Raw genomic sequence first — 25,170 nt, 5'->3', positions numbered from 1 at the left:
GCGAATACGTCGAAATTGGACGCCTGGCGTTCTTCAAATGTCAGGCCGCCGCCTTCCAGGCAACGCTTTTCTTTGCCTTACTGGGCCGCGCCCGCATCACCGCCAGCATCGCCATTGTCGCCATCGATGCCGCTGTCAATGGCAGGCTTCTCGTCAGCTGGCTTCTCGTCAGCTGGCTTGTCGTCAGCAGGCTTGTCGGCACTGCCGCTGGCACCGGCGGCAGCAGCGGCCTTGGCTGCCTCATCGGCCTGCTTCTTCTGCAGGGCGCGATAGCGGGCGACGTTTTCATTATGCTCGTTCAGCGTCGAGGCAAAGACGTGACCGCCCGTGCCGTCGGCGACGAAATAGAGATCGTCGGTCTTCGACGGGTTGGCCACGGCCTCGAGGGCCGCGCGGCCTGGATTGGCGATGGGCGTCGGCGGCAAGCCGCTGATCACATAGGTGTTGTAAGGCGTCTGCTTCTGGATGTCGGACTGATAGATCGGGCGATCCGCCGGCTTGCCCTTGCCGCCAAACAGACCGTAGATGATGGTCGGATCGGACTGCAGGCGCATGCCCTTGGCCAACCGGTTCAGGAAGACGGCGGCCACGCGCGAGCGTTCGTCGCCCTTGCCGGTTTCCTTCTCGACGATCGAGGCCAGGGTGACAAAGTCCTCGACGCTGGCCAGGGGCAGATCCGGCGCGCGCCGCTGCCACACCTCATCGACCAGTTTCTTCTGATCGGCGAGCAGCTTGTCGACCATCTGCTGACGCGTTGCGCCACGCGTGAAGCGCAGCGTGTCGGTGGCAAGGCTGCCTTCAGGGGGTGTCTTCGCCGGCATATCGCCGCTCAAAGCCGGTTCGTCGGCGATGCGCTGCAAGGCCTGCTCGACCGTCAGCCCCTCGGGAATAGTCAGCGAATACATCACCGACTTGCCGCTCTTCAGCAGTTCCATGATGTCGCGCATGGATGCCCTGGGCTTGATCTCGTACTCACCGGCCTTGAGCGCGGAATCGTTGCCGAAGGCACGCACCCCGAGGCGGAATACGCGGGCGTCGCTGATCAATCCGCGGCGCTCGAGCTGGTCGGCAATGTCCTGAACGCCGGTGCTGGGCTTGACGAGGAAAGTGTCGCCATTGGCGGATGGGCCGGGTTCGGTAAACTCCTGCTTGCCGAAATAGAGGGCCACGCCCGCCGCCAGAACGATCAGCATCACCGCCGAGATGACGAAGTTCATGAACACGACGACCTGGCTGCGCGAAGCACGCGAGCGTTTCGGCGGCGGTGTTCCGGCTTCCGGCCGCAAGGCTTCGCTGGCCGTTTTCGGCACGATCGGCCCGGTGTTCGCCGGCCTTTGCCCGAATTCTCCGTTGCCCGACGGATTAGTGTTCATGTCGCCCTACCGTTCGATCTCTCAACGAATCCCCTGCGGCAGAGTAGGGGCGAATATGGCAAAATTGACGGCACGCCAAAGCATTGCCCGGTAACCGGACCGTCAGCCATTATACCGCTGGAAGACGAGCGAGGCGTTGGTGCCACCGAAGCCGAAGGAATTGGACAGTGCCACGTCGATCTGGCGGGCGCGTGGCTTGTTCGGCACCAGGTCGATCGCGGTTTCGCGTTCTGGATTGTCGAGGTTGATGGTCGCCGGTGCGATATTGTCGCGGATGGCGAGGATCGAAAAGATCGCTTCGGCCGCGCCTGCCGCTCCCAGCAAATGGCCGATCGACGACTTGGTCGACGACATCGAAATCTTCGACGCCGCATCGCCGACCAGCCGCTCGACGGCGCCGAGTTCGATCGTATCGGCCATGGTCGAGGTGCCGTGCGCATTGATGTAGTCGACATCGGCCGGCGTAAGCTTTGCCCGGTTCAACGCCGCCGTCATGCAACGGAAAGCGCCATCGCCATCTTCAGCCGGTGCGGTGATGTGATAGGCATCGCCGGTCAGGCCGTAGCCGGTCACCTCGGCATAGATCTTGGCGCCGCGCGCCTTGGCATGCTCAAGCTCCTCCAGCACGAGGACGCCGGCGCCCTCGCCCATAACGAAGCCGTCACGGTCGCGGTCATAGGGCCGCGAGGCCGTTTGCGGGGTATCGTTGCGCTCGGTCGACAGCGCCCGGCATGCGGCGAAGCCGGCGAGCGACAGCCGGGTCACCGGCGATTCGGCGCCGCCAGCCAGCATGATGTCGGCATCGCCGAAGATGATCAGCCGGGCGGCGTCGCCAATGGCGTGCGCGCCGGTCGAGCAAGCGGTGACGACAGCGTGGTTGGGGCCTTTCAACCCGTGCCGGATCGAAACCTGGCCCGACACGAGATTGATGATGTTTCCGGGAATGAAGAACGGGCTGATGCGACGCGGGCCGCGTTCCTTGAGGATGATCGCGTTCTCGGCGATGCCCTCAAGACCGCCGATACCGGAGCCGATCAGCACACCGGTGGCGCAACGCTCCTCCTCGGTTGATGGCTGCCAGCCGGAATCCTTCAGCGCTTCATCGGCGGCCGCGATCCCGTACAGGATGAAGTCGCCGATCTTGCGGAGTTCCTTCGGCTCAAGAATGGCTTCGGGATTGAGCGTGCCGTTGGAGCCGTCGCCGCGCGGAATGACGTGGGCGATCTTGCAGGCAAGATCGTCCACCTCGAACTCGGTGACGCGCTTGGCAGCGCTGCGGCCGGTCAGCAGTTCCTTCCAGCCGTGCTCGAAGCCCATACCGAACGGCGAAACCAGGCCAAGGCCCGTGACGACGACACGCCTCATCGCAGGTCCTCCCCGGTGACGACTGCGAAAAGCGTCAGGCCGAAGCCTTGTCGATGTACTTCACCGCATCGCCGACCGTCAGGATGGTCTCGGCCGCGTCATCGGGGATCTCGACGCCGAATTCTTCTTCAAACGCCATGACGAGTTCAACCGTGTCGAGGCTGTCAGCGCCCAGATCATCGATGAAGCTCGCCTGCTCCGTCACTTTGTCGGCATCGACGCCAAGGTGCTCGATGACGATCTTCTTGACGCGCTCTGCGGTGTCACTCATTTGGGGCATCCTCGTCTATTGTTTGTCTGTCTTCGTTAGCGGGCGGAATGCCGCTAATCAAGCTGAAAGATGGTCCTGCCGGAAACGCAACGGCCACGGACCGGTTTTTGCCCGAACCGCCGGGTTGCGGGCCGCATTACACGAAAAATAGCCGAGGTCCAAGCCGAAATGGTGGGTTTTCACAGCCCGTCGGCGTTGCTGTCGGACCTCGCTCAGATCATCGCCATACCGCCATTCACATGTATGGTCTGCCCGGTTACGTAGGCGGCCTCGTTCGAAGCCAGATAAGCAACGGCGGACGCCACTTCGGCACTGGTGCCCATGCGCTTGGTGGGGATCGCCGCCATGATCGCCTCTTTCTGCTTGTCATTGAGCTTGTCGGTCATCGCCGATTCGATGAAGCCCGGCGCGACGCAGTTGACGGTGATGTTGCGGGTGGCGATCTCCTGCGCCAGCGATTTGGACAAGCCGATCATGCCGGCCTTGGAGGCGCAGTAATTCGCCTGGCCGGGATTGCCGGTCACCCCGACCACCGAAGTGATGTTGATGATGCGGCCATGGCGGCGGCGCATCATTGGGTGAGTGAGTTCACGGGTCAGCCGGAAAACGGCGGTGAGATTGACCTCCATCACCGTATCCCAGTCGGCGTCCGACATGCGCACGAACAGGCCGTCCTTGGTGATGCCGGCATTGTTGACCAGGATGTCCACGCCTTCGAGATCGGCCTCCGCCTTCTGGCCGAGTGCCTTGACCTCGTCACGGTTCGACAGGTTGGCCGGGAACAGCTTGACCCGGTCGCCCAATTCGGAGGCCAGCGTCTCCAGTTTCTCAACGCGCGTGCCGTGCAGGCCGACGGTCGCGCCTTGCGCATGCAACACCCTGGCGATCGCCTCGCCGATGCCCCCCGATGCGCCGGTGACAAGCGCCTTGCGGCCGGTCAGTTCGAACATCTCTTGTCCTCTTCTCAAATCGTACGGACGGTTATCGATAAACATCACCCCGATGGCCAATCGTTACCACCAGAATGACCAGCCGCTTGTCCTGTACATCGCAGATTACGCGGTAATCCCCAATCCGATATCTCCAAAAAGTCGTCAAAGAAGATGTCGGCGGCGAAGAATTCAAGTCACAGCGCAGCCACAGCCGCCTCGACCTCGGGTGCGGAACCCACGGAGGCGGTGGCGATGTCGCGGTTGATGCGACGAGCCAGTCCTGAAAGCACCTTGCCGGCACCGATCTCGTAAAGCGTGGTGACGCCGTTGGCGCCGAACCATTCCACCGTTTCGCGCCAGCGGACGCGACCGGTCACCTGCTCGACCAGGCGCCCGGCGATCCCGTCGGGATCGGTCAACGGCTGCACCGATACGTTGGACACCACGGGAACGATTGGCGCGGTCTTTGTCACGCCGGCAAGTGCCTCGCGCATGACATTGGCGGCCGGCGTCATCAAGGCGGAATGGAAGGGCGCCGAAACCTGCAGCATCAGCGCCCGTTTGGCACCTTTTTCGGTGCACAGTTTCGCTGCCAGTTCAACCGCCGCCTTCGCGCCTGATATGACCAGTTGGCCGCCGCCATTGTCGTTCGCCACCTGGCAGACGGCCCCCCTGCCAGCCCCCAGGGCGGCCTCAGCACAGGCGGCTTCGACATCGGCCTGCTCCAACCCGATGATCGCCGCCATGGCGCCCTCGCCGGCCGGCACCGCTGCCTGCATGGCGTTGCCGCGGATGCGCAGCAGGCGGGCGGCATCGGCAACGGAAACGAAGCCGGCGGCGGCGAGTGCCGAATATTCGCCCAGCGAATGGCCGGCGACATAAGCGATCTTGTCCTTCAGCGAGAAGCCGCGCGATTCCATCGCCCTGATGGCGGCAAGCGACACCGCCATCAGCGCCGGCTGCGCGTTGGCCGTCAGCGTCAGCGTCTCTTCGGGACCTTCCCAGATCAGCTTCGACAGGTTTTCGCCGAGCGCGTCATCGACTTCCTGGAAAATCCTGCGTGCCTCGGGAAAGGCATCGGCAAGATCCTTGCCCATGCCGACAGCCTGGCTACCCTGTCCCGGAAAGGTGAATGCAACGGCCATGCGAGGGCTCCCCTGACTGGTTTTGCTTGCCTGATACTACGAATTTTCCCTGCCTGTGACGCAAGGCAGGCCGCCAAGTCAAGCCACTTCAGCCCATGCCAATGGGCCTATCCCCGCGCGAGTGCCTGTTCCGAAAGGCTTTTTGGCGATCACACCTGATGAAAACCGCTCACGAATCGTTCGCTGGCTCTTCTTATTTCCGCCACAGGCGCTAGCTTTGCGTGACAATTATATGACAATCGAATGACGTGGGTTGTCTTTGGGCGGGAAGTTGAAGTGGCAAAGAGTTTCAAACGTGCCGGCAACGCGGCGCCGCAGTTCCTGGAAGACGATCCGTCCACCGGCTATCTGCCGGGCCGTAGATGGCCTGTTGTCCGCTACGGGCTGATCAGCCTGGCGATCTCGGCCGTCCTGGTGTTCGCCATCGAACTGATCGTGCGCGGTGATGTCGCCGGCACCGTTTCCTTCTTCCTGCAGCCGTTCAAGCCGGGCTGGACAACCATCGTCGTCTTCGCGCTGGTCCTGATCGGTCTCGACGCGGTGCTCGGCCGCAGCCATCAGAGCCTGATGATCGTCGCGCCGCTGACCTTGTCGCTGGCCTTTGTCGGCCACCAGAAGTCGCATTATCTCGGCGATCCGCTCTACCCGACGGATTTCCTCTACGCCCGCCAGATCTTCGCCCTGCTGCCGCTCTTGGTGCGCGAGCGGCCAATGACAGCGCTGGCCATGGTCGCGGGCATCGTCGCCGGCCTGTCCCTGCTCGTCTACGGCTGGCGGCTATGGCGCCGCAAGGTTCCGGCCCTCAGCCGCAAGGGCCGCCTTGCCCGGCTGACGCTGGCGGTGCCGCTGCTCGCCTTCTTCGTCTCGATCATGGATTACGCCACCTTCTCGTGGACCAGGGACCGGCTGCAGATCATCCCGATCATGTGGGACCAGAAGGAAAACTACGCCTCCAACGGCTTCGCGCTCGCCTTCGCGCTCAACGTGCCGATGGCGCATGTCTCGGCACCGCCGGGCTATTCCGACAAGGCGATCGCGGCGATCGAGCGGCCCGAGGTGACCGCCTCGGTGCCGGCCCAGAAGCCGGACATCATCATCGTCATGAGCGAATCCTTCTGGGATCCAACCAAGCTGCCCGGAGTCACCATCACTCCCGATCCGATGCCCAATGTGCGGGCGCTCCGCTCGGGCTCGATGTTCTCGCCCGAATTCGGCGGCATGACCGCCAACATCGAATTCGAAGCGCTGACCGGCTTTTCCAATGCTTTCCTGCCGGCCGGCAGCATCCCCTACCAGCAATATGTCCGCACCCCGACGCCGTCGATGGCGACCTTCCTGAAAAGCCAAGGCTACAGGGCACGCGCCATCCATCCAGGCACGAACTGGTTCTGGAACCGCGGCGCGGTCTATGCCGATTTCGGTTTCAACGACTTCAAATCGGAAGAGACGCTGCCGCCCATGGAAAAGCGCGGACCGCTGGCATCCGACGCGGCGATGACCGACGAGATCATACGCGAAGCGGACGCCAGCGAGGACCCGGTGTTCTTCTTCGCCGTCAGTCTGCAGAACCACGGCCCCTATGAACCGAACCGTTATTCGAATCCGACCCATTCGGTGCAAGCGCCGATCAGCCAGTGGGCGCGCGACTCGCTGCTCTCCTACGCCGAAGGTTCAGCCGACGCGGACCGCGGCCTTGAACGGCTGATCGAATGGGCCAAGAGGCGCGAGCGGCCCACGATTGTCGCCTTTTTCGGTGACCACCTGCCGCCGCTCGGACCGGTCTATGTCGAGACCGGCTTCCTGAAGGACAACGTCGCGCCGCGCAAGGAACCGACGCCGGAAGCCGCCCTCGAACATCACGCGACACCGCTGATCATCTGGTCGAACCGCTCCGGCCCGGTCGAGAATCTGGGCACGGTCAGCCCCGCGTTCCTGCCCTATCATATCCTCACCGCCGCCGGCATCACCCACCCTTACTACACCGGTTTCCTGGGCGAGATGCGGGAGCGCTATCGCGTCGTCGACCGCAACCTGCTGCTCACGCCGGCCGGGGCGGCCACGCCAGACTGGTCGCGTCAGAAAGAGATTGACCCGGCGATCCGCGACTTCCGGCTGATCCAGTACGACATGATGTTCGGCAAGCGCCATGCCGCGCCCGACTTCTTCCCCGAAACGGTCGACAAGATCGTCGCCCATACGAGTTGAGCCGATCGGCGGGCGCTTAATTTCCCCTGCCGCCCGCCTTCGGAGCAGCCGCTCAGTTCGTCAATTGCAGCTTCGAAAATTTGTTGGCGATCTGCAGAAACACGTTCGGCAGCTTGGCCGGATCATTGATGGCATAATAGTCGCTGGGATTCGAGGCGGAGGCGCTGTAATGGGTGCGGTTGGCGACCGTTGACGGCATGGCTCAACCCTGTGCGACCTGACATTGCGGTTAAGGGCCGGTTGCCGGGAAAATCGCCGGCCTTGCCGGGCGCTGCCACGTGGGTTCCTGCGGCCTGCGACATCAGGGATGCCGCTTGGCCTTGCTTTATCAGCGGATTGCTTTATAGACGCCGCCAATCTGCCGGTCCCAGCTGGGGGCTGAACGGAGGGCCGGAGGTTTTTTCGAGAACCTTCGTGTGAAGCCAGAAGCGTTTCCGCCTCCCGTGTCTCCGCTCTCGACCGTCTCGTCATGCTCCTTTCTTCCCCGCGCCTTTCGAGGCACATGCGGGTCAGAGAAGTTGCAGAGGCTTTTGCCGCCGGGAACCGGGAGAGAAACGAAGAAAGGCACCAAGACATAATGGCTCTTTACGAACATGTGTTTCTTGCCCGGCAGGACCTCTCGCAGCAGCAGGTCGATGCGCTTGTCGAACAGTACAAGGGCGTCATCTCAGCGAATGGCGGGTCTGTCGGCCGGGTCGAGAACTGGGGACTGAAGTCCCTCACCTACCGGGTCAACAAGAACCGGAAGGCATACTACACGCTGATGGACCTCACCTGCCCGCCGGCAGCGCTCAACGAGATGGAGCGCCAGATGGGTCTGTCCGAGGACGTGCTGCGCTTCCTGACCATCAAGGTCGAGGCGCATGAGGAAGGCCCTTCGGCCATGATGCAGAAGCGCGAAGAGCGCTCCGAGCGCGGTGGCTTCGGCGATCGCGACCGTGGCGATCGGCCGGCCCGCAGCTTCGGCGACCGCGGCGATCGTGGCCCGCGTTCGTTCGGCGATCGCGAAGGCGGCGACCGTGGTCCGCGCCGTCCACGCGAAGGTTTTGAAGGGGGTGCAGAATAATGGTCGACATCAACCAGATCCCGACCCGGCGCCCTTTCCATCGCCGCCGCAAGACCTGCCCGTTCTCCGGCGCCAACGCCCCGAAGATCGACTACAAGGACGTGCGTCTTTTGCAGCGCTACATTTCCGAGCGCGGCAAGATCGTGCCGTCGCGCATCACCGCCGTCAGCCAGAAGAAGCAGCGCGAGCTCGCCAAGGCGATCAAGCGCGCCCGTTTCCTCGGCCTGCTGCCCTACGTGGTTCGCTAATTCTTCCGAACGGGCGGTTCGCCGCCCGTTCCTGTCACCGGCCATGACGGGCATGACCGGTTAGCGTCAAATCCCGAGTTGAGGTCAAAACCTCTAACTGCCGCGACAGGCAGGACAGCGACACCGGCGGCAACGCCCTTTTGCTTCCTGACCTGTTCCAAAGAATTCGGCGTCGGCCTTGTGGACGGACGCCCAACCAAAAGGAACATAATCATGGACGTCATCCTTCTCGAACGCGTCTCCCGCCTCGGCCAGATGGGCGATACCGTCAAGGTCAAGGACGGTTTTGCCCGCAACTTCCTGCTGCCGCAGGGCAAGGCGTTGCGCGCCAACGAAGCCAACAAGAAGAAGTTCGAAGGCCAGCGCGCCCAGCTCGAAGCCCGCAACCTCGAGCGCAAGTCGGAAGCCGCAGAGGTTGCCGAAAAGCTGGACGGCAAGAGCTTCATCGCCGTTCGCTCGGCCGGTGAGACCGGTCAGCTCTACGGTTCGGTGTCGACGCGCGATATCGCCGACCTGCTGACCGCGGAAGGCTTCACGGTCAACCGCAACCAGATCCAGCTCAACCAGCCAATCAAGACCATCGGCGTCACCAATGTGGCAATCGCGCTGCATCCGGAAGTCGAAGTCACCATCACGCTCAACATCGCCCGCACGGCTGACGAAGCCGAGCGCCAAGCCAAGGGCGAGACGCTGACCACCGCCGAAGCCATTTATGGCGACGACATCAACGACAATGCGCGGCCGGAAAACTTCTTCGATCCGAATGCCGAGTTCGAAGGCGGCGAAGAAAACGCCTGATCACATACGCTCCGAGCGCCGGACCGGCGCTCCGATCGTGCTGTCGATTTCCAGTCATTTCTGGACCAATGCCCGGGCCTCTCGCCCGGGCATTTTTGTGCCAAAAGGAACTTTTCGAAACCCTATATATTGATGCAGAGTAGGACAGCCTGTCTGACCGTGAGGGGACACCGGACCATGAATATTCTGTTGAAGCGCGTTCTCGACCGCCTGGTGCGCACGGGCAGCCTCAAGGTAACCGGGCCGAAGGGCACGACGTTCATCTTCGGCGACGGCAGCGGCGAGCCGGTGCACATGCACATCAAGACCAGGCATGCCGAGCGCGCCATCACCTTCGATCCGATGCTGGCGGTGCCTGAATCCTACATGGACGGCGAGCTGGACATTCTCGAAGGCGGCGTGCTCGGACTGATGCGCATTGCCTTCCAGAACATGGGCAGCGGCGGCATCGACGCGACATGGTCGAAAGCCATCGAGGGCCTGCGCCACGCCTTCCGCCGCCTGCAGCAGATCAACACCGCCGCTCGCTCGCGCCGCAACGTGCAGCGCCACTACGATCTGTCGGGCGAGCTTTACCGGCTCTTCCTCGATGAGGACATGCAGTATTCCTGTGCCTATTTCGAGCAGCCGGACATGACGCTCGACGAGGCGCAGGCCGCCAAGAAACGTCATATCGCCGCCAAGCTCAGGCTGAAGGCCGGCCAGACGGTGCTCGACATCGGCTCCGGCTGGGGCGGGCTCGGCCTCTATCTGGCCAAGGCCTTCGATGTCGACGTGCAGGGCGTGACGCTGTCGACGGAACAGCATGGCGTCGCCACCGACCGGGCCCATGCGCAAGGGCTGGAAAACCACGTCCATTTCGAGCTGAAGGACTATCGCGAGCTCAACGAACGCTTCGACCGCATTGTCTCGGTCGGCATGTTCGAGCATGTCGGGGTCAACCATTACCGCACTTTCTTCGACAAGGCGGCAACATTGCTGAAGCCTGATGGCGTCATGCTTTTGCACACGATCGGCCGCTCCGGCGTGCCGTGGGCGACCAGCGCCTTCATCCGCAAGTATATTTTCCCGGGCGGCTACATCCCGGCGATGTCCGAGGTGCTGCCGGCGATCGAGAAGTCCGGCCTCGTGGTCACCGACGTCGAGATCCTGCGGCTCCATTATGCCGACACGCTGAAGCATTGGGGCCTGCGCTTCGCCGCCAACCGCGACAAGGCAAAGGCGATCTATGACGAACGCTTCTGCCGCATGTGGGAGTTCTATCTGGCTGCCTCGGAAGCTGCCTTCCGTTGGCAGGACCTGGTGATTTTCCAGTTCCAGATCACCAAGAAGAACGACACGCTGCCGATGACGCGCGACTATATGGCCAAATGCGAGAAGGCGCTGGAGTTGCGCGACATGGGCCGCCGCGAGGCGGCTCCTGTCGAGAAGTCCGCCAAGCCCGCCCGCCGACGCAAGGTGGCGGAATAGGAACAGCGCTGACAGGACGCGTTATTGGCGCTTGCCATTATAGGCTCCTGCCCCGAAAAAGGCCTCGTGATCGTCGCGAGGCCTTTTTTCATGACTTATCTCCTCTACACAGCCGCGGCGCTTGCCGAGATCGCCGGCTGCTTTTCGGTGTGGGCGTGGTGGCGGCTGGAGAAATCGCCGCTCTGGCTGCTGCCTGGCTTTGCCTCTCTGATTGTGTTCGCCTGGCTTCTGGCGTTGGTCGACACCAATGCAGCCGGCCGCGCCTATGCAGCGTATGGCGGTATCTACATCGCTGCCTCGCTCGCCTGGTTGTGGCTGGCCGATGGCGTGCGGCCCGATCGCTGGGACCTTGCCGGCGCGGCGCTCTGCATGGCCGGCGCCTCGATTATCCTGCTTGCACCCAGGGGGGCATAGGCCGTGGAGCTGCCGGCCGCTCTTCGACAGGGTGTCGATCGCCTTTTGGAAAAGGTGGCGCTGCCGGACCTGAAGCAGGCGGCGAAAACCCTGTCCAACCGCTACCGCGCCGAATTGCGCGACGGTCGCCTGCACATGGCGCAGGACATGGCGGTCAAGGCCTATCTGACGACGCGCATGCCGGCGACCTACGCCGCGGTCCGCGCCAGCCTCGATGCGCTCGCCGAAGCCCGGCCGGATTTCGCACCGGCGACGTTGCTCGACGTCGGCGCCGGTCCCGGCACCGTGCTTTGGGCCACCAGTGATCTCTGGCCTGAACTGGAACTGGCCACGCTGCTTGAGGCGAGTGCCGCGGTGCGCAAGGTCGGTGAGACGCTTGCCGCCGATGCGATCACGGCCCGGACCGTCTGGCGGGCCGGTGATGTCACGACCGACATTGCCGACCTGCAGTCCGCCGACCTCGTCACATGCGCCTATGTGCTGGACGAGATCGCGCCGGCGGCCCTGCCCAAAATGGTCGACCGGCTTTGGCAACTCACCAAGGACACACTGTTGATCGTCGAGCCGGGCACGCCGGCGGGCTGGCTGCGCATTCTAGCTGTACGCGCACAATTGATCGCGGCCGGCGCGCATGTGCTGGCGCCCTGTCCCCACGAGGCGCCCTGCCCGCTCAACCCGCCGGACTGGTGCCACTTTTCCCGCCGCGTAGCCCGCTCGCGCCTGCATCGCCTGGCCAAAGAGGCGGAAGTACCGTGGGAAGATGAGAAATTCATCTATGTCGCCGCTTCGCGCCAGCCGGCTGCCTTCCACGCCGCGCGGATCGTCGCGCCGCCGAAATCCGGTTCCGGCAAGGTCGTGCTCAAGCTTTGCGAGCCAAATGGCAGCGCCGGCGAAAGGCTCTTCACCAAACGCGACGGTGACGCGTTCAAGGCGGCGCGGCGGGCGGATTGGGGCGATGCACTGGCGTGAGGATGAAAGAGACACGACAGCCTCGCAATCCGGTGTCGCCAGCGCTCACTTTCCTGTTTTGTTCTCCTGCGAGAAACGCTAAGTTGCCAACTCTCGATTCGAGTCAATTGCGATTCTTTCCACGGAAAAATTTTGGCTGTGAATCGCGAGTACCAAAGCCGCTTCTTCACGGGCTGTTGCAGATAAGTCAGCACTGACTTGTCCAGTTCTGATATCGACAGACGGGGATCGAAATCGGGGACATCATGGCAGAGGCAGCACGAAAATTCGGCGTGGCAGAGCAACCGCTCTATCGCGAATCGCCCAACAACATCGAGGCCGAGCAGGCGCTGCTTGGCGCTATACTTGTCAATAACGATGCCTTCTACCGGGTGTCCGACTTCCTGAAGTCCGGCCATTTCTACGAACCCCTGCACCGCAAGATCTTCGATGTCGCGGCCGAGCTGATCCGCATGGGTAAGGCGGCGACGCCGATCACGCTGAAGACCTTCCTGCCGGCCGACGAAAAGGTCGGCGACATGACGGTGGCGCAGTATGTGGTGCGGCTGGCGGTGGAAGCCGTCACCGTCGTCAACGCCACCGACTACGGCCGCGCCATTTATGATCTGGCGACGCGCCGGGCGTTGATCACCGTCGGCGAGGACATGGTCAACATCGCTTATGACGCCCCTGTCGACATGTCGCCTTCCGAACAGATCGAGGACGCGGAGCGCCGCCTGTTCGAGCTGGCCGAGACAGGGCGCTATGACGGCGGCTTCGAGAGCTTCACCGACGCGGTCAAGACCGCGGTCGACATGGCCAACGCCGCCTATATGCGTGACGGCGGTCTGTCGGGCCTCGCCACCGGCATGCGCGATCTCGACCGCCGCATGGGCGGCCTGCAGTCGTCCGATCTGATCATCATCGCCGGCCGTCCGGGCATGGGCAAGACATCGCTCGCCACCAACATCGCCTTCAACATTGCCGAGATGTATGAGCCGGCGCAGCAGGCCGATGGCTCCTTCAAGGCGGCCAATGGCGGCGTGGTCGGTTTTTTCTCGCTCGAAATGTCGTCCGAACAGCTCGCAACCCGCATCATTTCCGAACAGACGGAAATTTCGTCCTCCAAGATCCGCCGTGGCGAAATCAGCGAAATGGACTTCGAAAAGCTGGTCGCCTGTTCGCAGACCATGCAGAAGATCCCGCTGTTCATCGACCAGACAGGCGGTATTTCCATTGCCCAGTTGTCTGCCCGCGCGCGTCGTCTGAAGCGCCAGCGCGGCCTGGACCTGATCGTCATCGACTATATTCAGCTGATGCAAGGCTCATCCGCCAAGTCTTCGCAGAACCGCGTGCAGGAAATCACCGAGATCACCACCGGCCTGAAGGCGCTGGCCAAGGAGCTGGCCGTGCCGATCATCGCGCTGTCGCAGCTGTCGCGCCAGGTCGAAAGCCGCGACGATAAGCGCCCGCAACTCTCCGACCTGCGCGAATCCGGTTCGATCGAGCAGGACGCCGACGTGGTCATCTTCGTCTATCGCGAGGAATATTACCTCAAGAACCGCGAGCCGAAGCTCGGCACTGAGGAATACGTCAAGTGGGAAAACGAGATGAACGAGATGCGCGGCAAGGCCGAGGTGATCGTGGCCAAGCAGCGCCATGGGCCGACGGGCTCTGTCACGCTCGCCTTCCACGGCGAATTCACCCGCTTCTCCGATCTCGCGGAAGAGCACCATATCGCGGAAAGGTTTGAGTAGCCTCTTGCCAGCGACCTCGCCAATAGCAACGGGTCTCGGCGCTCTGCGGCGCCCCGCTCTGTCCTGCCGGACATCTCCTCTACACGGGGGGAGATTGGCTGTCGCGCGCGGCGCCCGCCAGCGGGCGGGAAGGTAAAGCGTGGTCAAATCCCGCGTCCAGTTCATCTGCCAGAATTGCGGTTCGGTGCATCAGCGCTGGGCCGGCAAATGCGATGCCTGCGGCGAGTGGAACACGCTGGTCGAGGAAGGCACATCTGGCGGCATCGGCTCGGGCCCTGCCAACACGCGCAACGCCCGCAAGGGCCGCGCGGTGGTGCTGACCACGCTTTCGGGCGATATCGAGGACGCGCCGCGCATCATCTCGGGTATCGGCGAACTCGACCGCGCCACCGGTGGCGGTTTCGTTCGGGGCTCTGCACTTCTGGTCGGCGGCGATCCCGGTATCGGCAAATCGACGCTGCTCACCCAGGCCGCGGCCGCACTTGCCTCCAAGGGCCATCGCATCGTCTATGTCTCGGGCGAAGAGGCAGTTGCCCAGATAAGGCTGCGTGCGCAGAGGCTCGGCGTCGCCTCGGCGCCGGTGGAACTCGCGGCCGAAACCAATGTCGAGGATATCCTTGCCACGATCGCCGACGGCAAGCGGCCCGATCTGGTCATCCTCGATTCGATCCAGACGCTGTGGACCGACCTTGCCGATTCGGCGCCGGGCACCGTCACACAAGTGCGCGCGGCCGCGCAGGCGATGATCCGCTACGCGAAATCCACGGGTGCCGCGATCGTGCTGGTCGGCCATGTCACCAAGGAAGGCCAGATCGCGGGTCCGCGCGTGGTCGAGCACATGGTCGATGGCGTGCTCTATTTCGAGGGCGAAGGCGGCCACCACTTCCGTATCCTGCGCACGGTGAAGAACCGCTTCGGACCGACCGACGAGATCGGGGTGTTCGAAATGTCGGACAAAGGTCTGCGCGAGGTCTCCAATCCATCCGAGCTTTTCCTTGGCGAACGGCACGCGAAATCACCGGGAGCAGCGGTTTTCGCCGGCATGGAAGGCACCAGGCCGGTTCTGGTCGAAATCCAGGCGCTGGTCGCGGCCTCCTCGCTCGGCACGCCGCGCCGGGCGGTGGTCGGCTGGGACGGCGCGCGGCTGTCGATGATCCTGGCAGTGCTGGAGGCGCATTGCGGTGTGCGTTTCGGGCAGCATGACGTCTACCTCAACGTCGCCGGCGGCTACCGCATCAGCGAGCCGGCGGCCGATCTCGCGGTCGCAGCCGCACTGGTTTCCTCGCTCACTGGTCTTGCCCTCCCCGCCGATTGCGTCTATTTCGGCGAAATCAGCCTTTCGGGCGCGGTGAGGCCGGTTGCGCATGCGCAGCAGCGCCTCAAGGAAGCCGAAAAACTGGGTTTTGGTAGCGCGGTTCTGCCCTTGGGCAGCGAGGAACTTGCTGGGGGGATTGGGGCCGGCGCTTTCCAACCCACCGAGCTTGCCGACCTCGTGGCGCGCATAGCCGGCTCACGGCGCGGCCGTGCCGACGATGAAGAATGACGCGGCTCGTCGAGTCGTGAACAAGAGATCGGAGTGGGGCCAAAGACATGCCGATTACGCTGCTTGACGGAATTCTCGTCGGCTTCACCCTGGTCTCGGCGATGCTCGCCATGGTTCGCGGCTTTTCGCGCGAGGTGCTTTCGGTCGTCTCCTGGGCGGCGGCGGCGGCGGCGGCCTTCTTCTTCTACAAACCGGTCCTGCCCTACCTGAAGCCCTATATCGACAATGAGAAGATCGCCATGGCGGCGGCCGCAGGCGTGGTCTTCATCATCGCGCTGATCGTGGTTTCGGTCATCACCATGAAGCTTGCCGACTGGATCATCGATTCGCGCATCGGCGCCCTCGACCGCACGCTCGGCTTCCTCTACGGCGCCGCGCGCGGCGTCCTGGTCGTCGCTGTCGCGCTGCTGTTCTTCAACTGGCTGGCCGGCGCCAAGGCCCCGGCCTGGGTCACGGAAGCCAAGTCGCGGCCGCTGCTGGAACAGATCGGCGCCAAGCTCGAGAGCCTGCTGCCTGAGGACCCGGAAAACGCCATCCTCAAGAAGCTCAATCCGAATCAGCCGGCCGCCGAGACGCCCGTCGCGCCCGACGCACCGGCGGCGGATGCACCAGCCGGCGGCGACGACGCCAATGCGCCAGCGCCCGACGACAACGACGCCGGTCCTGCCGACAACACCACCAAGCCGGCGCCAGCGCCCGCGAACTGAGGTCCGAACGGGGCGTCTGGCGATCGATCCATGTGAACGATCGCACGCGGTGCGTTGCTTTCGACGCGCGACCGCCTTATATGGCGATTTTAGCGGAGCTTAAGATGGCAGACGCAGACGACGTGCTTTCCGCCGAGGCTGACGATCATTTCCATGACGAGTGCGGCGTGTTCGGCATCTTTGGCCGGCAGGATGCGGCGGCCATTGTCACACTCGGCCTGCATGCGCTGCAGCATCGAGGTCAGGAAGCGGCCGGCATCGTCTCCTATGACGGCACCCAGTTCCATGTCGAACGCCATGTCGGCCTGATCGGCGACACCTTCACCAAGCAGCGCGTCATCGACAGCCTGCAAGGCAACCGCGCCATCGGCCACACGCGCTACGCGACCACCGGCGGCGCCGGCATGCGCAACATCCAGCCCTTCTTCGCCGAATTGGCCGATGGCGGCTTTGCCGTCGCCCATAACGGCAACCTCACCAACGCCATGACGGTGCAGCGCGCGCTGCAGAAGCAAGGCGCGATCTTCTCCTCCACCTCCGACACCGAGACGCTTTTGCATCTGGTCGCGACCAGCAAGGAGCGCGACCTCAACTCGCGCTTCATCGACGCGGTGCGTCAGGTCGAGGGCGCCTTCTCGCTGGTGGCGATGACGGCCAAGAAGATGATCGGCTGCCGCGATCCGCTCGGCATCCGCCCGCTGGTGCTGGGCGATCTCGACGGCGCCTGGATCCTGGCCTCCGAGACCTGTGCGCTCGACATCATCGGCGCGCGTTTCGTGCGCGACCTGAAGCCCGGCGAGATGGTCGTCGTCACCTCCAAGGGCATTGAGAGCCTGTTCCCGTTCGAACCGCAGAAGACCCGCTTCTGCATCTTCGAATATGTCTATTTCGCCCGACCCGACTCCTCGGTCGAGGGCCGCAATGTCTATGAGGTGCGCAAGCGCATCGGCGCGGAACTGGCTCAGGAAAATCCGGTCGACGCCGATATCGTCGTACCGGTGCCGGATTCCGGCACGCCGGCGGCAATCGGCTTCAGCCAGGCGGCGGGCATTCCCTTCGAACTCGGCATCATCCGCAACCACTATGTCGGCCGCACCTTCATCCAGCCTGGCGATTCGATCCGCCATATGGGCGTCAAGCTCAAGCACAACGCCAATCGCCGCATGATCGAGGGCAAGCGCGTGGTGCTGGTCGACGACAGCATCGTGCGCGGCACCACCAGCCAGAAGATCGTGCAGATGGTGCGCGACGCCGGCGCCAAGGAAGTGCACATGCGCATCGCCTCGCCGCCGACCAGCGCATCGTGCTTCTATGGCGTCGACACGCCGGAGAAGTCGAAGCTGCTGGCTTCGCGCATGTCGGTGGAAGAGATGGCCGAGTTCATCCGGGTCGATTCGCTCGGTTTCCTCAGTATCAACGGTCTCTACCGCGCCGTCGGCGAGGCCAGCCGCGACGACGAGCAGCCGCAGTTCTGCGATGCATGCTTCACCGGCCAGTACCCGACCCGCCTGCTCGACTTCGAAGGCCACGACAATGTGCGCACGCTATCGCTTCTGGCGACAAGCGGGTCGTAGAATTGGCGGATCCTCATCAGCCTTAGCCAGAGTTCCGGAAGCCATCGCATGACCCTCGACCTTACCAGCCGCGTCGCGGTCGTCACCGGCGCCTCGCGCGGCATTGGCTATTTCATCGCCAGGGAATTGGCTGCGGCCGGCGCGCATGTCATTGCGGTTGCCCGCACCGTCGGCGGGCTGGAAGAACTCGACGACCAGATCAAGGCGGCCGGCGGCCAGGCGACATTGGTGCCGCTCGATCTCGCCGACATGGCCGGTATCGACCGGCTGGGCGGCGCCATCCACGAGCGCTGGGGCAAGCTGGACATCCTCGTCGCCAATGCCGGCGTGCTTGGCGTCATCTCGCCGATCGGCCATGTCGAGGCCAAGACCTTCGAAAAGGTGATGACCATCAACGTCACCTCGACCTGGCGGCTGATCCGCTCGGTCGACCCGCTGCTGCGGCTTTCGGATGCCGGCCGGGCGATTATCCTGTCGTCCAACGCGGCGCATTCGGCGCGCGCCTTCTGGGCGCCTTACGCGGCATCGAAGGCGGCGGTGGAGACCATGATGCGCTCCTGGGCGCATGAGACGCAAAGTCTGCCGCTGCGCGTCAATGCAGCCGACCCCGGCGCCACCCGCACCGGGATGCGCGCACAAGCCGTGCCCGGTGAGGATCCCGAGACATTGCCGCACCCCTCCGAGATCGCCAAACGCATCGTGCCGCTGGCCAGCCCGGATCTCAAAGAGACCGGCCTGATCTTCCAGGCCAAGCACAACCGCTTCGTCGCCTACCGGCAACCGGAATAAAACGCGGGTTCGAAACGGATTAAAACAGCCTTCGGCTACGTTCTTCTGACGTGGGACATTCGAAACCGGAGGACCGACATGCCAAGACTCGCCACCGTTGCCGCCACCGCCCTTGCCGCCGCTCTTGGAGCTACGGTCGGCGTGGCCGTTTCCCAAGATACCAAGATGAGTTTCTTCGTCACCAGCGTCGGCTCCGGCAAGGGGGGCGATCTCGGCGGCCTGAAGGGCGCGGATGCCCATTGCGCGTCGCTGGCGGAAGCCGCCGGCGTCACCGGCAAGACCTGGCACGCATATCTCTCGACCAGCGCGGAGGATGCGCGCGATCGCATCGGCAAGGGGCCCTGGTTCAACGCCAAGGGCGCCAAGATCGCCGATGATGTCGCCTCGCTGCACAGCGACGCCAACGGCATCACCAAGCAGACCGCGCTGAACGAGAAGGGTGAGACGGTCAACGGCCGCGGCGATACGCCCAACCGACACGACATGCTGACCGGCTCCAAGCCCGACGGCACCAGGATCGCCGACCAGACCTGCGGCGACTGGACGATGAGCGGCTCCGAAGGGGCGGCGATGATGGGCCATCACGACCGCACCGGTCTCGACGATTCGGCGGCGGCGAAGTCGTGGAATTCTTCGCATGCCTCGCGTGGCGGCTGCAGCCAGGAGGCGCTGAAAGGCACAGGCGGCGACGGCCTGTTCTATTGCTTTGCGACCGACTGAACCACGGCGGAGGGCAATACCGCAGCTAGGAACCCGACGGATCATCACGCGGCTGTGATCTGAGGGGAGAAGCCGCTGGGCGGTCATGCTTTCGTCATTTCCGAGGAGTTGTTAGGATCGAACGAATCCCGCAACGAGAGCCCGATCTGGGCAGAACAAGGAAAACTCCATGGCTACGACCGCAGCATTGGTCTGGTATCTGGTAATCGCCGGCCCGCAGGGCGGCATGGTCGTGCTGCCCAGCACCTTCGACAAGCGCGAACAGTGCACCGCCGCCATCACCGAGTATCAGAAGCAGCCGACACCCGCCGGCTGGTCCGTGCAGTGCGTGCCGAGCGCCTCGCCCTTCACCGACGAAGGCGACGCCGAAGAGCCGGCAGCTCAGTAAGCATCAGATATCACAAGGCCCGCGACCGCTGCCGCGGGCCTTGTGATTCATCACCGCGCGCTCACCGTCAGTTCCGGCTTCTGGTTGATGGTCTGGAACACCACGCAATAGCGCTCGGTCAGCTTCAGCAGCGAATCAATGCGCTCCGGAGGCTCCGCCGTGTCGAGATTGAAATTGAGCCGAATGGCGCGAAAGCCGACCGGCGCATCCTTGGCGACACCAAGCGTGCCGCGAAAATCAAGGTCGCCTTCGGCTTCAACGGTAGCGGCGCCGAGCTTGAATTCGAGCGCCGTCGCGACCGCCTTCAGCGTCACCCCGGCGCACGCCACCAGCGCCTCGAGCAGCATGTCGCCGGAGCACAGTTCGAGCCCCGAGCCGCCTGTTGCCGGATGAAGGCCGGCGATTGCCAACGCCCTGCCCGTCTCCACCTTGCAGGCCACCGACTGTTCGTCGATCGAGCCCTTTGCCCTTAGAGTGATCAGTGCTTGCGTGGCGTCGTCGCGGTAGGCCTGCTTCAGCGGCGCCTGCATGGCCTTCAGCTCGGTTGCGTCCATTTTCGTTCCTCCGACAGGCTTTCTGCTTTGATAGCATGGTCCTGCGAGACGTGTGAGGCAATCCAAACATGACGACCCAAGCTGTCAGGAACTGGTTTCGGCGGAAACAACAGCAGTGGGCGCGCCATCGTCTGATCCCTTTGACTTCATCCGCCTCGGCCATAGCTATGCGGGAGTCTTTTCCGCGGAGGTCTCATGCGTTCCAAGCTGAAACTCGTCTCCCTTGTCCTCTTCATGCTTGCCGGTTTCGCGCAGCCTCTCCTGGCCGAAACGGCGGAGCGGCCGGCACCCGCGGGCGGCGTGCTTTCACTGCTGCCGTCACCTGAGATCACCGACCATTCGATCACCATTGGCGGACGCAGCCTGCGGTATCAGGCAAAGGCCGGCACGCTTCCGCTGCTCTCCGGCAAGGGCGAGATCACGGCGGAGATCTTCTATGTTGCCTATACGCTGAAGCCGCGGGAGAGCGTGGCGACGGAAGCACCGCGGCCAATCACCTTCGTGTTCAACGGCGGCCCGGGCGCCGCTTCAGCCTATCTGCATCTCGGCGCGCTCGGACCGCGCGTCGTGGCGACCGGAGCCGGCGGGGAATTCCTCCCCTCGCCGCAAAAGCTCATCGACAATCCCGACAGTTGGCTCGACATGACCGACCTCGTCTTCGTCGACCCGGTGGGAACCGGCTACAGCCGCGAGGCGCCCGGCCAGGATACGCACGACTTCTGGGGCGTCAGCCAGGACGCCAGTTCGATCGGCGCCTTCATCAGGCTCTATCTCGCCCAAAACAGCCGCATGGGATCTCCGCTGTTCCTCGCCGGTGAGAGCTATGGCGCATTCCGGGCGGCACTGCTTGCCAGGACGCTACAGGAAGATATCGGCATCAGCCCGAGCGGCATCGTGCTGATCTCGCCGGCGCTGGAATTCACCCTGGTGCAGCCCGACGAATTCGAGCCGCTGCATTGGGCTCTCGAACTACCCTCCCTCGCCGCGGTTCGCCTGCGCAGTGAAGGTGTCAGCGGCGACACTTTGCGGAAAAAGCTCGCCGAGGTCGAGCATTATGCACTTGGCGAGTACCTCAGTGCGCTCACCAGTGGGCTGGAGCAAGGCGGACGGCTGGCGGGTGATCGCGTGGCCGAGATCACCGGCCTGCCTCTCGACCTCGTTCACCGCAACTTCGCCCGCGTCCCGACCTCGCTCTTCGCAAGGGAGTTTGGCCGTGCCACGGGCAAGGTGCTCAGCCCTTATGACGGCATGATCGCGACGGCGGACATCGCTCCCCAGAGTGCCCGTATCGCTGGCCCCGATCCGGTGCTGGACCGTAGTGTGCCGGCGCTGACCTCGGCCTTTGTCGCTTACGCGCGCGACGAGCTGAACTTTGGCACCGATGTCAGCTACCGCTTGCTGAACGGCGATATCAGCCACAACTGGGACTACGGGACGAGCGCCTCGCGCCAGGGCTATGCCGGTGTGATGGATGATCTGCAACGGGCGCGGTCCTTGAATCCCGCGCTGGGCGTCGTCATCGTCAACGGCTACACCGATCTCGTCACTCCCTATCTGGCGTCGCGTTATCTGGTCAGCCAGATCCCGTCGCTCGCCGGCGCCAGGCCGATCCGCCTCGACGTCGTTGAAGGTGGGCACATGATGTATCTCGAACCGGACGGACGGCGCGCGCTGAAGCAGGCCGCTTCGGAGCTTTACCAGGCAACCCAGTAGACAACGGGACATCGAGTCTCCGGGCAACCAAGGCCCGGCGCCGATGCAGGCCCGGTGGCGGGCGCAGTGATCAAGCTGTCCCAAATGGGACATTGACGGACAAGGCCCCAAAACCGTCTGATCGGGCAAGGTTTCGTCATTCCATTTTCCGGTGGTCCCACAATGTCACATACGCTCTCGACCACACCGAGGCAGGATGGGTTTCGCGCCCCTGGCGAATTCGAACCCAAATCGAGCTGTTGGCTGATCTGGCCAGAACGGCCGGACACCTGGCGTCTGGGCGCCAAGCCCGCGCAGAGGCTGTTCGCCAATGTCGCTACGGCGGTCGCGCAAAGCGAGCCGGTGACGGTGGCGGCATCCAGCCGCCAGTGGCAGAACGCAAGAGCGCGATTGCCCAGCCATGTGCGCGTCGTGGAAATGTCCACCAATGATTCCTGGCTGCGCGACAGTGGCCCCAATTTCGTCGTCAATGTTCGAGGCGAAGTGCGCGGCGTCGATTGGATCTTCAACGCTTATGGCGGTTTCGACGGCGGCCTCTACTCGCCTTGGGATCTCGACGACCTCGTGGCGCAAAAGGTCCTCGAGATCGAGAGGATGGACCGTTATCGCGCACCGCTGATCGCCGAGGGCGGCGGGCTGCAATGCGACGGCCAAGGCACGCTCATCACAACCGAGCAGTGCCTGCTCAATCGCAACCGTAATGCCCATCTCGGAAAGGCGAAGGTGGAACAACAGCTTGGCGACTATCTCAGCGTCGACAAAATCATCTGGCTGCCGCGCGGTTTTGCTTTCGACGAGACGGATGGCCATGTCGACGACCTCTGCTGCTTCGTTCGTCCGGGCGTCGTGGCGCTGAGCTGGACCGACGAGCGGGACGATCCGCAATATGAGATCGTACGCGAAGCCGAAGAGGTGCTGCGCTCGGCCCGCGACGCGCGTGGCCGTCGCCTGGAGGTTCATCGGCTGCACCATCCCCTGCCGATCGAGATGACGATGGAAGAAAGCGAGAGCGTGGACCGGGTCGATTCGACCTGGGCACGGCCGACCGGCAACCGGATCGCGGCGAGTTACATCAACTATTATCCGGGTAACAGCGTCGTGGTCGTGCCGGAATTCGGCAGCGATCTTGACGGGAGGGCAAAGCAACAGCTGGCCACGCTGTTTCCCGACCACAAGATTGTCGGCATCGAGAACTCCCGCGAAATTCTGCTCGGAGGCGGCAATGTCGCCTGTATCACGTTACCCGTTTATGCGCCCCACCGGCATTGAGCGGCAAGCGTGCCGAAGTGAAATCAGAACGGTGCGCCGCATCGGCCCGCCAGGCAAAAGGAGATACCCATGCGCGCTCTGCTCTTCCCAATCCTGACCGCCGCGCTTGCCTGCGGCATCAGCTTCGGTGTCGCCCGGGCGGACGATGAGAAGGTGGTCAACGTCTACAACTGGTCCGACTACATCGCCCCGGACACGGCTGAGAAATTCGAGAAGGAGACGGGCATCAAGGTCCGCTACGATGTCTATGACGGCAACGAGGTCCTTGAGACGAAACTGCTCACCGGCGGCTCGGGATATGACGTGGTCTATCCCTCGGCCTTTCCGTTCCTGAAGAACCAGGTGAAGGCAGGCGCTTTCCTGCGGCTCGACAGATCGAAGCTTTCAAACCATTCGAAAATCGATCCGCAAGCCTTGTCGCTGATCGCGGGCGCGGATCCGCAGAACCTGTACGCCGTGCCTTACATGGCCGTCACAGACGGGATCGGCTACAATGTCGCTGCCGTCAAGCAACGGATGCCGGATGCGCCGACAGGTTCCTTCGCCATGGTCTTCGACCTCGACGTCGTCAAGAAATTCTCCGATTGCGGCGTCGCCATGATCGATGCTCCGGCGGAGATCATTCCTATGGCTATGAACTATCTCCACATCGATCCCAGGTCGACCAATCCGGACGACCTCGCCAAGGTCGAAGAGCTGATGGGCAAGGTGCGTCCCTATATCCGTTACTTCCACTCGTCGAAATACATCAACGACCTGGCGAATGGCGACATCTGTGTCGTGCTGGGCTGGTCGGGCGACATATTGCAGGCCAAGACCCGTGCGGCGGAATCCGCGAAGAAGCTGGAGATTGCATATTCCATTCCAAGGGAAGGCACGCTGATAAACTTCGATACGATGGCCGTGCCGAAGGATGCGCCGCATCCGGAGAATGCCCAAGCCTGGATCGATTTCAACTTGCGGCCCGATATCGCAGCGGCCAATTCCAGTTATGTTTCCTATGCCAATGCGATCCCGGAATCCCTGCCACTGATGGATCAGGCCGTCGCAAAGGATCCCGGCGTTTTCCCATCTGACGATGTAAAGGCCAAGCTGTTCGTGGTCGAAAACAACGACGCAAAGCTGCTGCGGCTGCAAAACCGCATGTGGACACGCGTCGTGACGGGACAGTGAAGCTGGCGAACCATCAGTTGGGCGAGGCCTTCCAGCCTATGGCCAACAGCTCGACCTGGGAGTGCACACCGAGCTTGCGGTAGACCTGCTTGATGTGGTTGCGCACGGTGCCGGGTGAAATCGACAGGTTTCGCGAAATCGTCTTGGCGCTGCCACCCTCGATCAGGAGCCGCGCGATCTGCCTTTCCCGGGCGCTGAGTTGCGACCCCGCGGCTTCGATTGCGGAACCCTTGTCGCGAAGACGGCACAAATGAAGCAGCCTTTGCAGAATGAGCTTTGTCGCGCTGCTCGCCGCGCCGGCCACAGCCAGATCACGCTCACCAAAACGCGGTGCGCCTTCCCGGCGAAGAAAGGTTACATAGCCGGCGGTCAGTCCGTCGAGGTTGAACACGCCGGTTATTTCATCGAAGCTGCCGGAGGGCCCGTAGAATTCGCGGTAATACGGCGTGCGCTGGAAATCGCCTTGGCTGAGAGCCGACAACGGCAGCAGGAAATCCTGTCTGGTGCTGGCGAACCTCTGGAAGAACGGATCCTGGCGATAGACGCGCGCATCATAGTCGCGGTTCCAGCGATCGGGTCCGGCATCGTCGATGGTCAGGGATGTTATGTCGCGACGATAGAAGCCAACATAGACACGATCCGAGCCAAGCAGCACCCTTGCCGCTGCGCTGAAGCGGGCCGACAAGTCTTCGGGCGTTGCCGCCAGGGCCGCGGCGGCCACGCCACCACTCCAGCGTTCAAGCCGGTC

General features: G+C 63.2%; 26 protein-coding genes and 1 pseudogene. 18 read left to right on the top strand and 9 right to left on the bottom strand.

The window, feature by feature from the left end:
- Positions 1 to 77: 77 nt before the first annotated feature.
- On the bottom strand, positions 78 to 1,310 hold the full coding sequence (mltG, locus tag FJ936_RS25385; protein WP_246680532.1) for an endolytic transglycosylase MltG: 1,233 nt from the start codon (positions 1,308 to 1,310) through the stop codon (positions 78 to 80).
- Between mltG and FJ936_RS30990 the strand changes: the two genes are divergently transcribed.
- On the top strand, positions 1,216 to 1,467 hold the full coding sequence (locus FJ936_RS30990; protein ID WP_224525637.1) for a hypothetical protein: 252 nt from the start codon (positions 1,216 to 1,218) through the stop codon (positions 1,465 to 1,467). The genes mltG and FJ936_RS30990 overlap by 95 nt on opposite strands.
- Before the next feature lie 8 nt (positions 1,468 to 1,475).
- Here FJ936_RS30990 and fabF read toward each other — a convergent pair whose 3' ends face one another.
- The 5 genes and pseudogenes from fabF to fabD form a co-directional block, all read right to left on the bottom strand.
- A complete protein-coding gene (gene fabF, locus FJ936_RS25380) occupies positions 1,476 to 2,738 on the bottom strand; it encodes a beta-ketoacyl-ACP synthase II (RefSeq protein ID WP_023773396.1) in 1,263 nt (420 codons plus the stop codon).
- Between the two features lie 34 nt (positions 2,739 to 2,772).
- On the bottom strand, positions 2,773 to 3,009 hold the full coding sequence (locus FJ936_RS25375) for an acyl carrier protein (RefSeq protein ID WP_006203723.1): 237 nt from the start codon (positions 3,007 to 3,009) through the stop codon (positions 2,773 to 2,775).
- Between the two features lie 212 nt (positions 3,010 to 3,221).
- The gene (gene fabG / locus FJ936_RS25370; RefSeq protein ID WP_140617222.1) at positions 3,222 to 3,959 is read right to left on the bottom strand and encodes a 3-oxoacyl-[acyl-carrier-protein] reductase; all 738 of its coding nucleotides are present in this window, start codon (positions 3,957 to 3,959) and stop codon (positions 3,222 to 3,224) included.
- Between the two features lie 31 nt (positions 3,960 to 3,990).
- Positions 3,991 to 4,098: pseudogene (locus tag FJ936_RS30985) on the bottom strand (type II toxin-antitoxin system RelE/ParE family toxin); the annotation flags it as partial.
- A 37-nt stretch (positions 4,099 to 4,135) separates the two neighbouring features.
- A complete protein-coding gene (gene fabD, locus FJ936_RS25360) occupies positions 4,136 to 5,086 on the bottom strand; it encodes an ACP S-malonyltransferase (protein ID WP_140617224.1) in 951 nt (316 codons plus the stop codon).
- Between the two features lie 243 nt (positions 5,087 to 5,329).
- Here fabD and FJ936_RS25355 point away from each other — a divergent pair, with 243 nt between their 5' ends.
- Complete coding sequence (locus tag FJ936_RS25355; RefSeq protein WP_140726369.1) at positions 5,330 to 7,291, top strand: LTA synthase family protein; 1,962 nt, start codon at positions 5,330 to 5,332, stop codon at positions 7,289 to 7,291.
- Between the two features lie 52 nt (positions 7,292 to 7,343).
- Here the strand turns inward: FJ936_RS25355 and FJ936_RS30590 are convergent, their stop codons facing one another.
- Positions 7,344 to 7,490 (bottom strand): hypothetical protein, encoded by a 147-nt coding sequence (locus FJ936_RS30590; protein ID WP_181171408.1) that lies wholly within the window; start codon positions 7,488 to 7,490, stop codon positions 7,344 to 7,346.
- 378 nt (positions 7,491 to 7,868) lie between these two features.
- Between FJ936_RS30590 and rpsF the strand changes: the two genes are divergently transcribed.
- The 13 genes from rpsF (at position 7,869) to FJ936_RS25290 (ending at position 19,713) form a co-directional block, all read left to right on the top strand.
- Positions 7,869 to 8,357: a 30S ribosomal protein S6 gene (rpsF, locus tag FJ936_RS25350; protein WP_015318508.1), complete on the top strand. Its 489-nt coding sequence runs from the start codon at positions 7,869 to 7,871 to the stop codon at positions 8,355 to 8,357.
- Positions 8,357 to 8,605, top strand: coding sequence for a 30S ribosomal protein S18 (gene rpsR, locus FJ936_RS25345; protein ID WP_006203718.1), 249 nt, complete (start codon positions 8,357 to 8,359; stop codon positions 8,603 to 8,605). The genes rpsF and rpsR overlap by 1 nt, the downstream gene beginning before the upstream one ends.
- Positions 8,606 to 8,818: 213 nt before the next feature.
- The gene (gene rplI / locus FJ936_RS25340; protein ID WP_015318509.1) at positions 8,819 to 9,403 is read left to right on the top strand and encodes a 50S ribosomal protein L9; all 585 of its coding nucleotides are present in this window, start codon (positions 8,819 to 8,821) and stop codon (positions 9,401 to 9,403) included.
- A gap of 177 nt (positions 9,404 to 9,580) precedes the next feature.
- Positions 9,581 to 10,873, top strand: coding sequence for a cyclopropane-fatty-acyl-phospholipid synthase family protein (locus FJ936_RS25335; RefSeq protein ID WP_140717947.1), 1,293 nt, complete (start codon positions 9,581 to 9,583; stop codon positions 10,871 to 10,873).
- A 90-nt stretch (positions 10,874 to 10,963) separates the two neighbouring features.
- Positions 10,964 to 11,287, top strand: a complete 324-nt coding sequence (locus tag FJ936_RS25330; protein ID WP_015318511.1) for a YnfA family protein — start codon at positions 10,964 to 10,966, stop codon at positions 11,285 to 11,287.
- Between the two features lie 3 nt (positions 11,288 to 11,290).
- Entirely contained in the window at positions 11,291 to 12,256 is a 966-nt protein-coding gene (locus tag FJ936_RS25325; protein WP_140791944.1) for a small ribosomal subunit Rsm22 family protein, read from the top strand.
- A 245-nt stretch (positions 12,257 to 12,501) separates the two neighbouring features.
- Positions 12,502 to 13,992, top strand: coding sequence for a replicative DNA helicase (locus FJ936_RS25320; RefSeq protein ID WP_015318513.1), 1,491 nt, complete (start codon positions 12,502 to 12,504; stop codon positions 13,990 to 13,992).
- A 139-nt stretch (positions 13,993 to 14,131) separates the two neighbouring features.
- Positions 14,132 to 15,535 carry a DNA repair protein RadA gene (radA, locus tag FJ936_RS25315; protein ID WP_023773385.1) on the top strand — a complete coding sequence of 468 codons (1,404 nt, stop codon included), beginning with the start codon at positions 14,132 to 14,134 and terminating at the stop codon, positions 15,533 to 15,535.
- Between the two features lie 47 nt (positions 15,536 to 15,582).
- Entirely contained in the window at positions 15,583 to 16,242 is a 660-nt protein-coding gene (locus FJ936_RS25310) for a CvpA family protein (protein ID WP_140791946.1), read from the top strand.
- Between the two features lie 104 nt (positions 16,243 to 16,346).
- A complete protein-coding gene (gene purF, locus FJ936_RS25305) occupies positions 16,347 to 17,816 on the top strand; it encodes an amidophosphoribosyltransferase (protein WP_015318516.1) in 1,470 nt (489 codons plus the stop codon).
- 48 nt (positions 17,817 to 17,864) lie between these two features.
- Positions 17,865 to 18,605 carry an SDR family NAD(P)-dependent oxidoreductase gene (locus tag FJ936_RS25300; RefSeq protein WP_140791950.1) on the top strand — a complete coding sequence of 247 codons (741 nt, stop codon included), beginning with the start codon at positions 17,865 to 17,867 and terminating at the stop codon, positions 18,603 to 18,605.
- 78 nt (positions 18,606 to 18,683) lie between these two features.
- Positions 18,684 to 19,325, top strand: a complete 642-nt coding sequence (locus tag FJ936_RS25295) for a hypothetical protein (RefSeq protein ID WP_181173075.1) — start codon at positions 18,684 to 18,686, stop codon at positions 19,323 to 19,325.
- 169 nt (positions 19,326 to 19,494) lie between these two features.
- Positions 19,495 to 19,713, top strand: a complete 219-nt coding sequence (locus FJ936_RS25290) for a hypothetical protein (RefSeq protein ID WP_015318519.1) — start codon at positions 19,495 to 19,497, stop codon at positions 19,711 to 19,713.
- Positions 19,714 to 19,763: 50 nt separating this feature from the next.
- On the opposite strand, the gene FJ936_RS25285 is transcribed toward FJ936_RS25290, so the two are convergent.
- Positions 19,764 to 20,267 carry an OsmC family protein gene (locus FJ936_RS25285; RefSeq protein WP_015318520.1) on the bottom strand — a complete coding sequence of 168 codons (504 nt, stop codon included), beginning with the start codon at positions 20,265 to 20,267 and terminating at the stop codon, positions 19,764 to 19,766.
- A gap of 195 nt (positions 20,268 to 20,462) precedes the next feature.
- Between FJ936_RS25285 and FJ936_RS25280 the strand changes: the two genes are divergently transcribed.
- The 3 genes from FJ936_RS25280 to FJ936_RS25270 all read left to right on the top strand — a co-directional run bounded on the left by FJ936_RS25280 (position 20,463) and on the right by FJ936_RS25270 (position 24,422).
- On the top strand, positions 20,463 to 21,980 hold the full coding sequence (locus FJ936_RS25280) for a peptidase S10 (RefSeq protein ID WP_140791952.1): 1,518 nt from the start codon (positions 20,463 to 20,465) through the stop codon (positions 21,978 to 21,980).
- Between the two features lie 162 nt (positions 21,981 to 22,142).
- Complete coding sequence (gene aguA, locus FJ936_RS25275; RefSeq protein ID WP_140791954.1) at positions 22,143 to 23,249, top strand: agmatine deiminase; 1,107 nt, start codon at positions 22,143 to 22,145, stop codon at positions 23,247 to 23,249.
- A gap of 69 nt (positions 23,250 to 23,318) precedes the next feature.
- Complete coding sequence (locus FJ936_RS25270) at positions 23,319 to 24,422, top strand: polyamine ABC transporter substrate-binding protein (RefSeq protein ID WP_140791956.1); 1,104 nt, start codon at positions 23,319 to 23,321, stop codon at positions 24,420 to 24,422.
- 13 nt (positions 24,423 to 24,435) lie between these two features.
- Here FJ936_RS25270 and FJ936_RS25265 read toward each other — a convergent pair whose 3' ends face one another.
- Positions 24,436 to 25,143, bottom strand: coding sequence for a LuxR C-terminal-related transcriptional regulator (locus FJ936_RS25265; RefSeq protein ID WP_224593915.1), 708 nt, complete (start codon positions 25,141 to 25,143; stop codon positions 24,436 to 24,438).
- Positions 25,144 to 25,170 lie beyond the last annotated feature (27 nt).

Origin of the sequence: Mesorhizobium sp. B2-4-13, assembly GCF_006658535.1 — a bacterium.
Lineage (GTDB): Bacteria > Pseudomonadota > Alphaproteobacteria > Rhizobiales > Rhizobiaceae > Mesorhizobium > Mesorhizobium australicum.
Note: the sequence above shows the minus strand (reverse complement) of the source record. Positions and strands in the feature narration are given on the sequence as shown.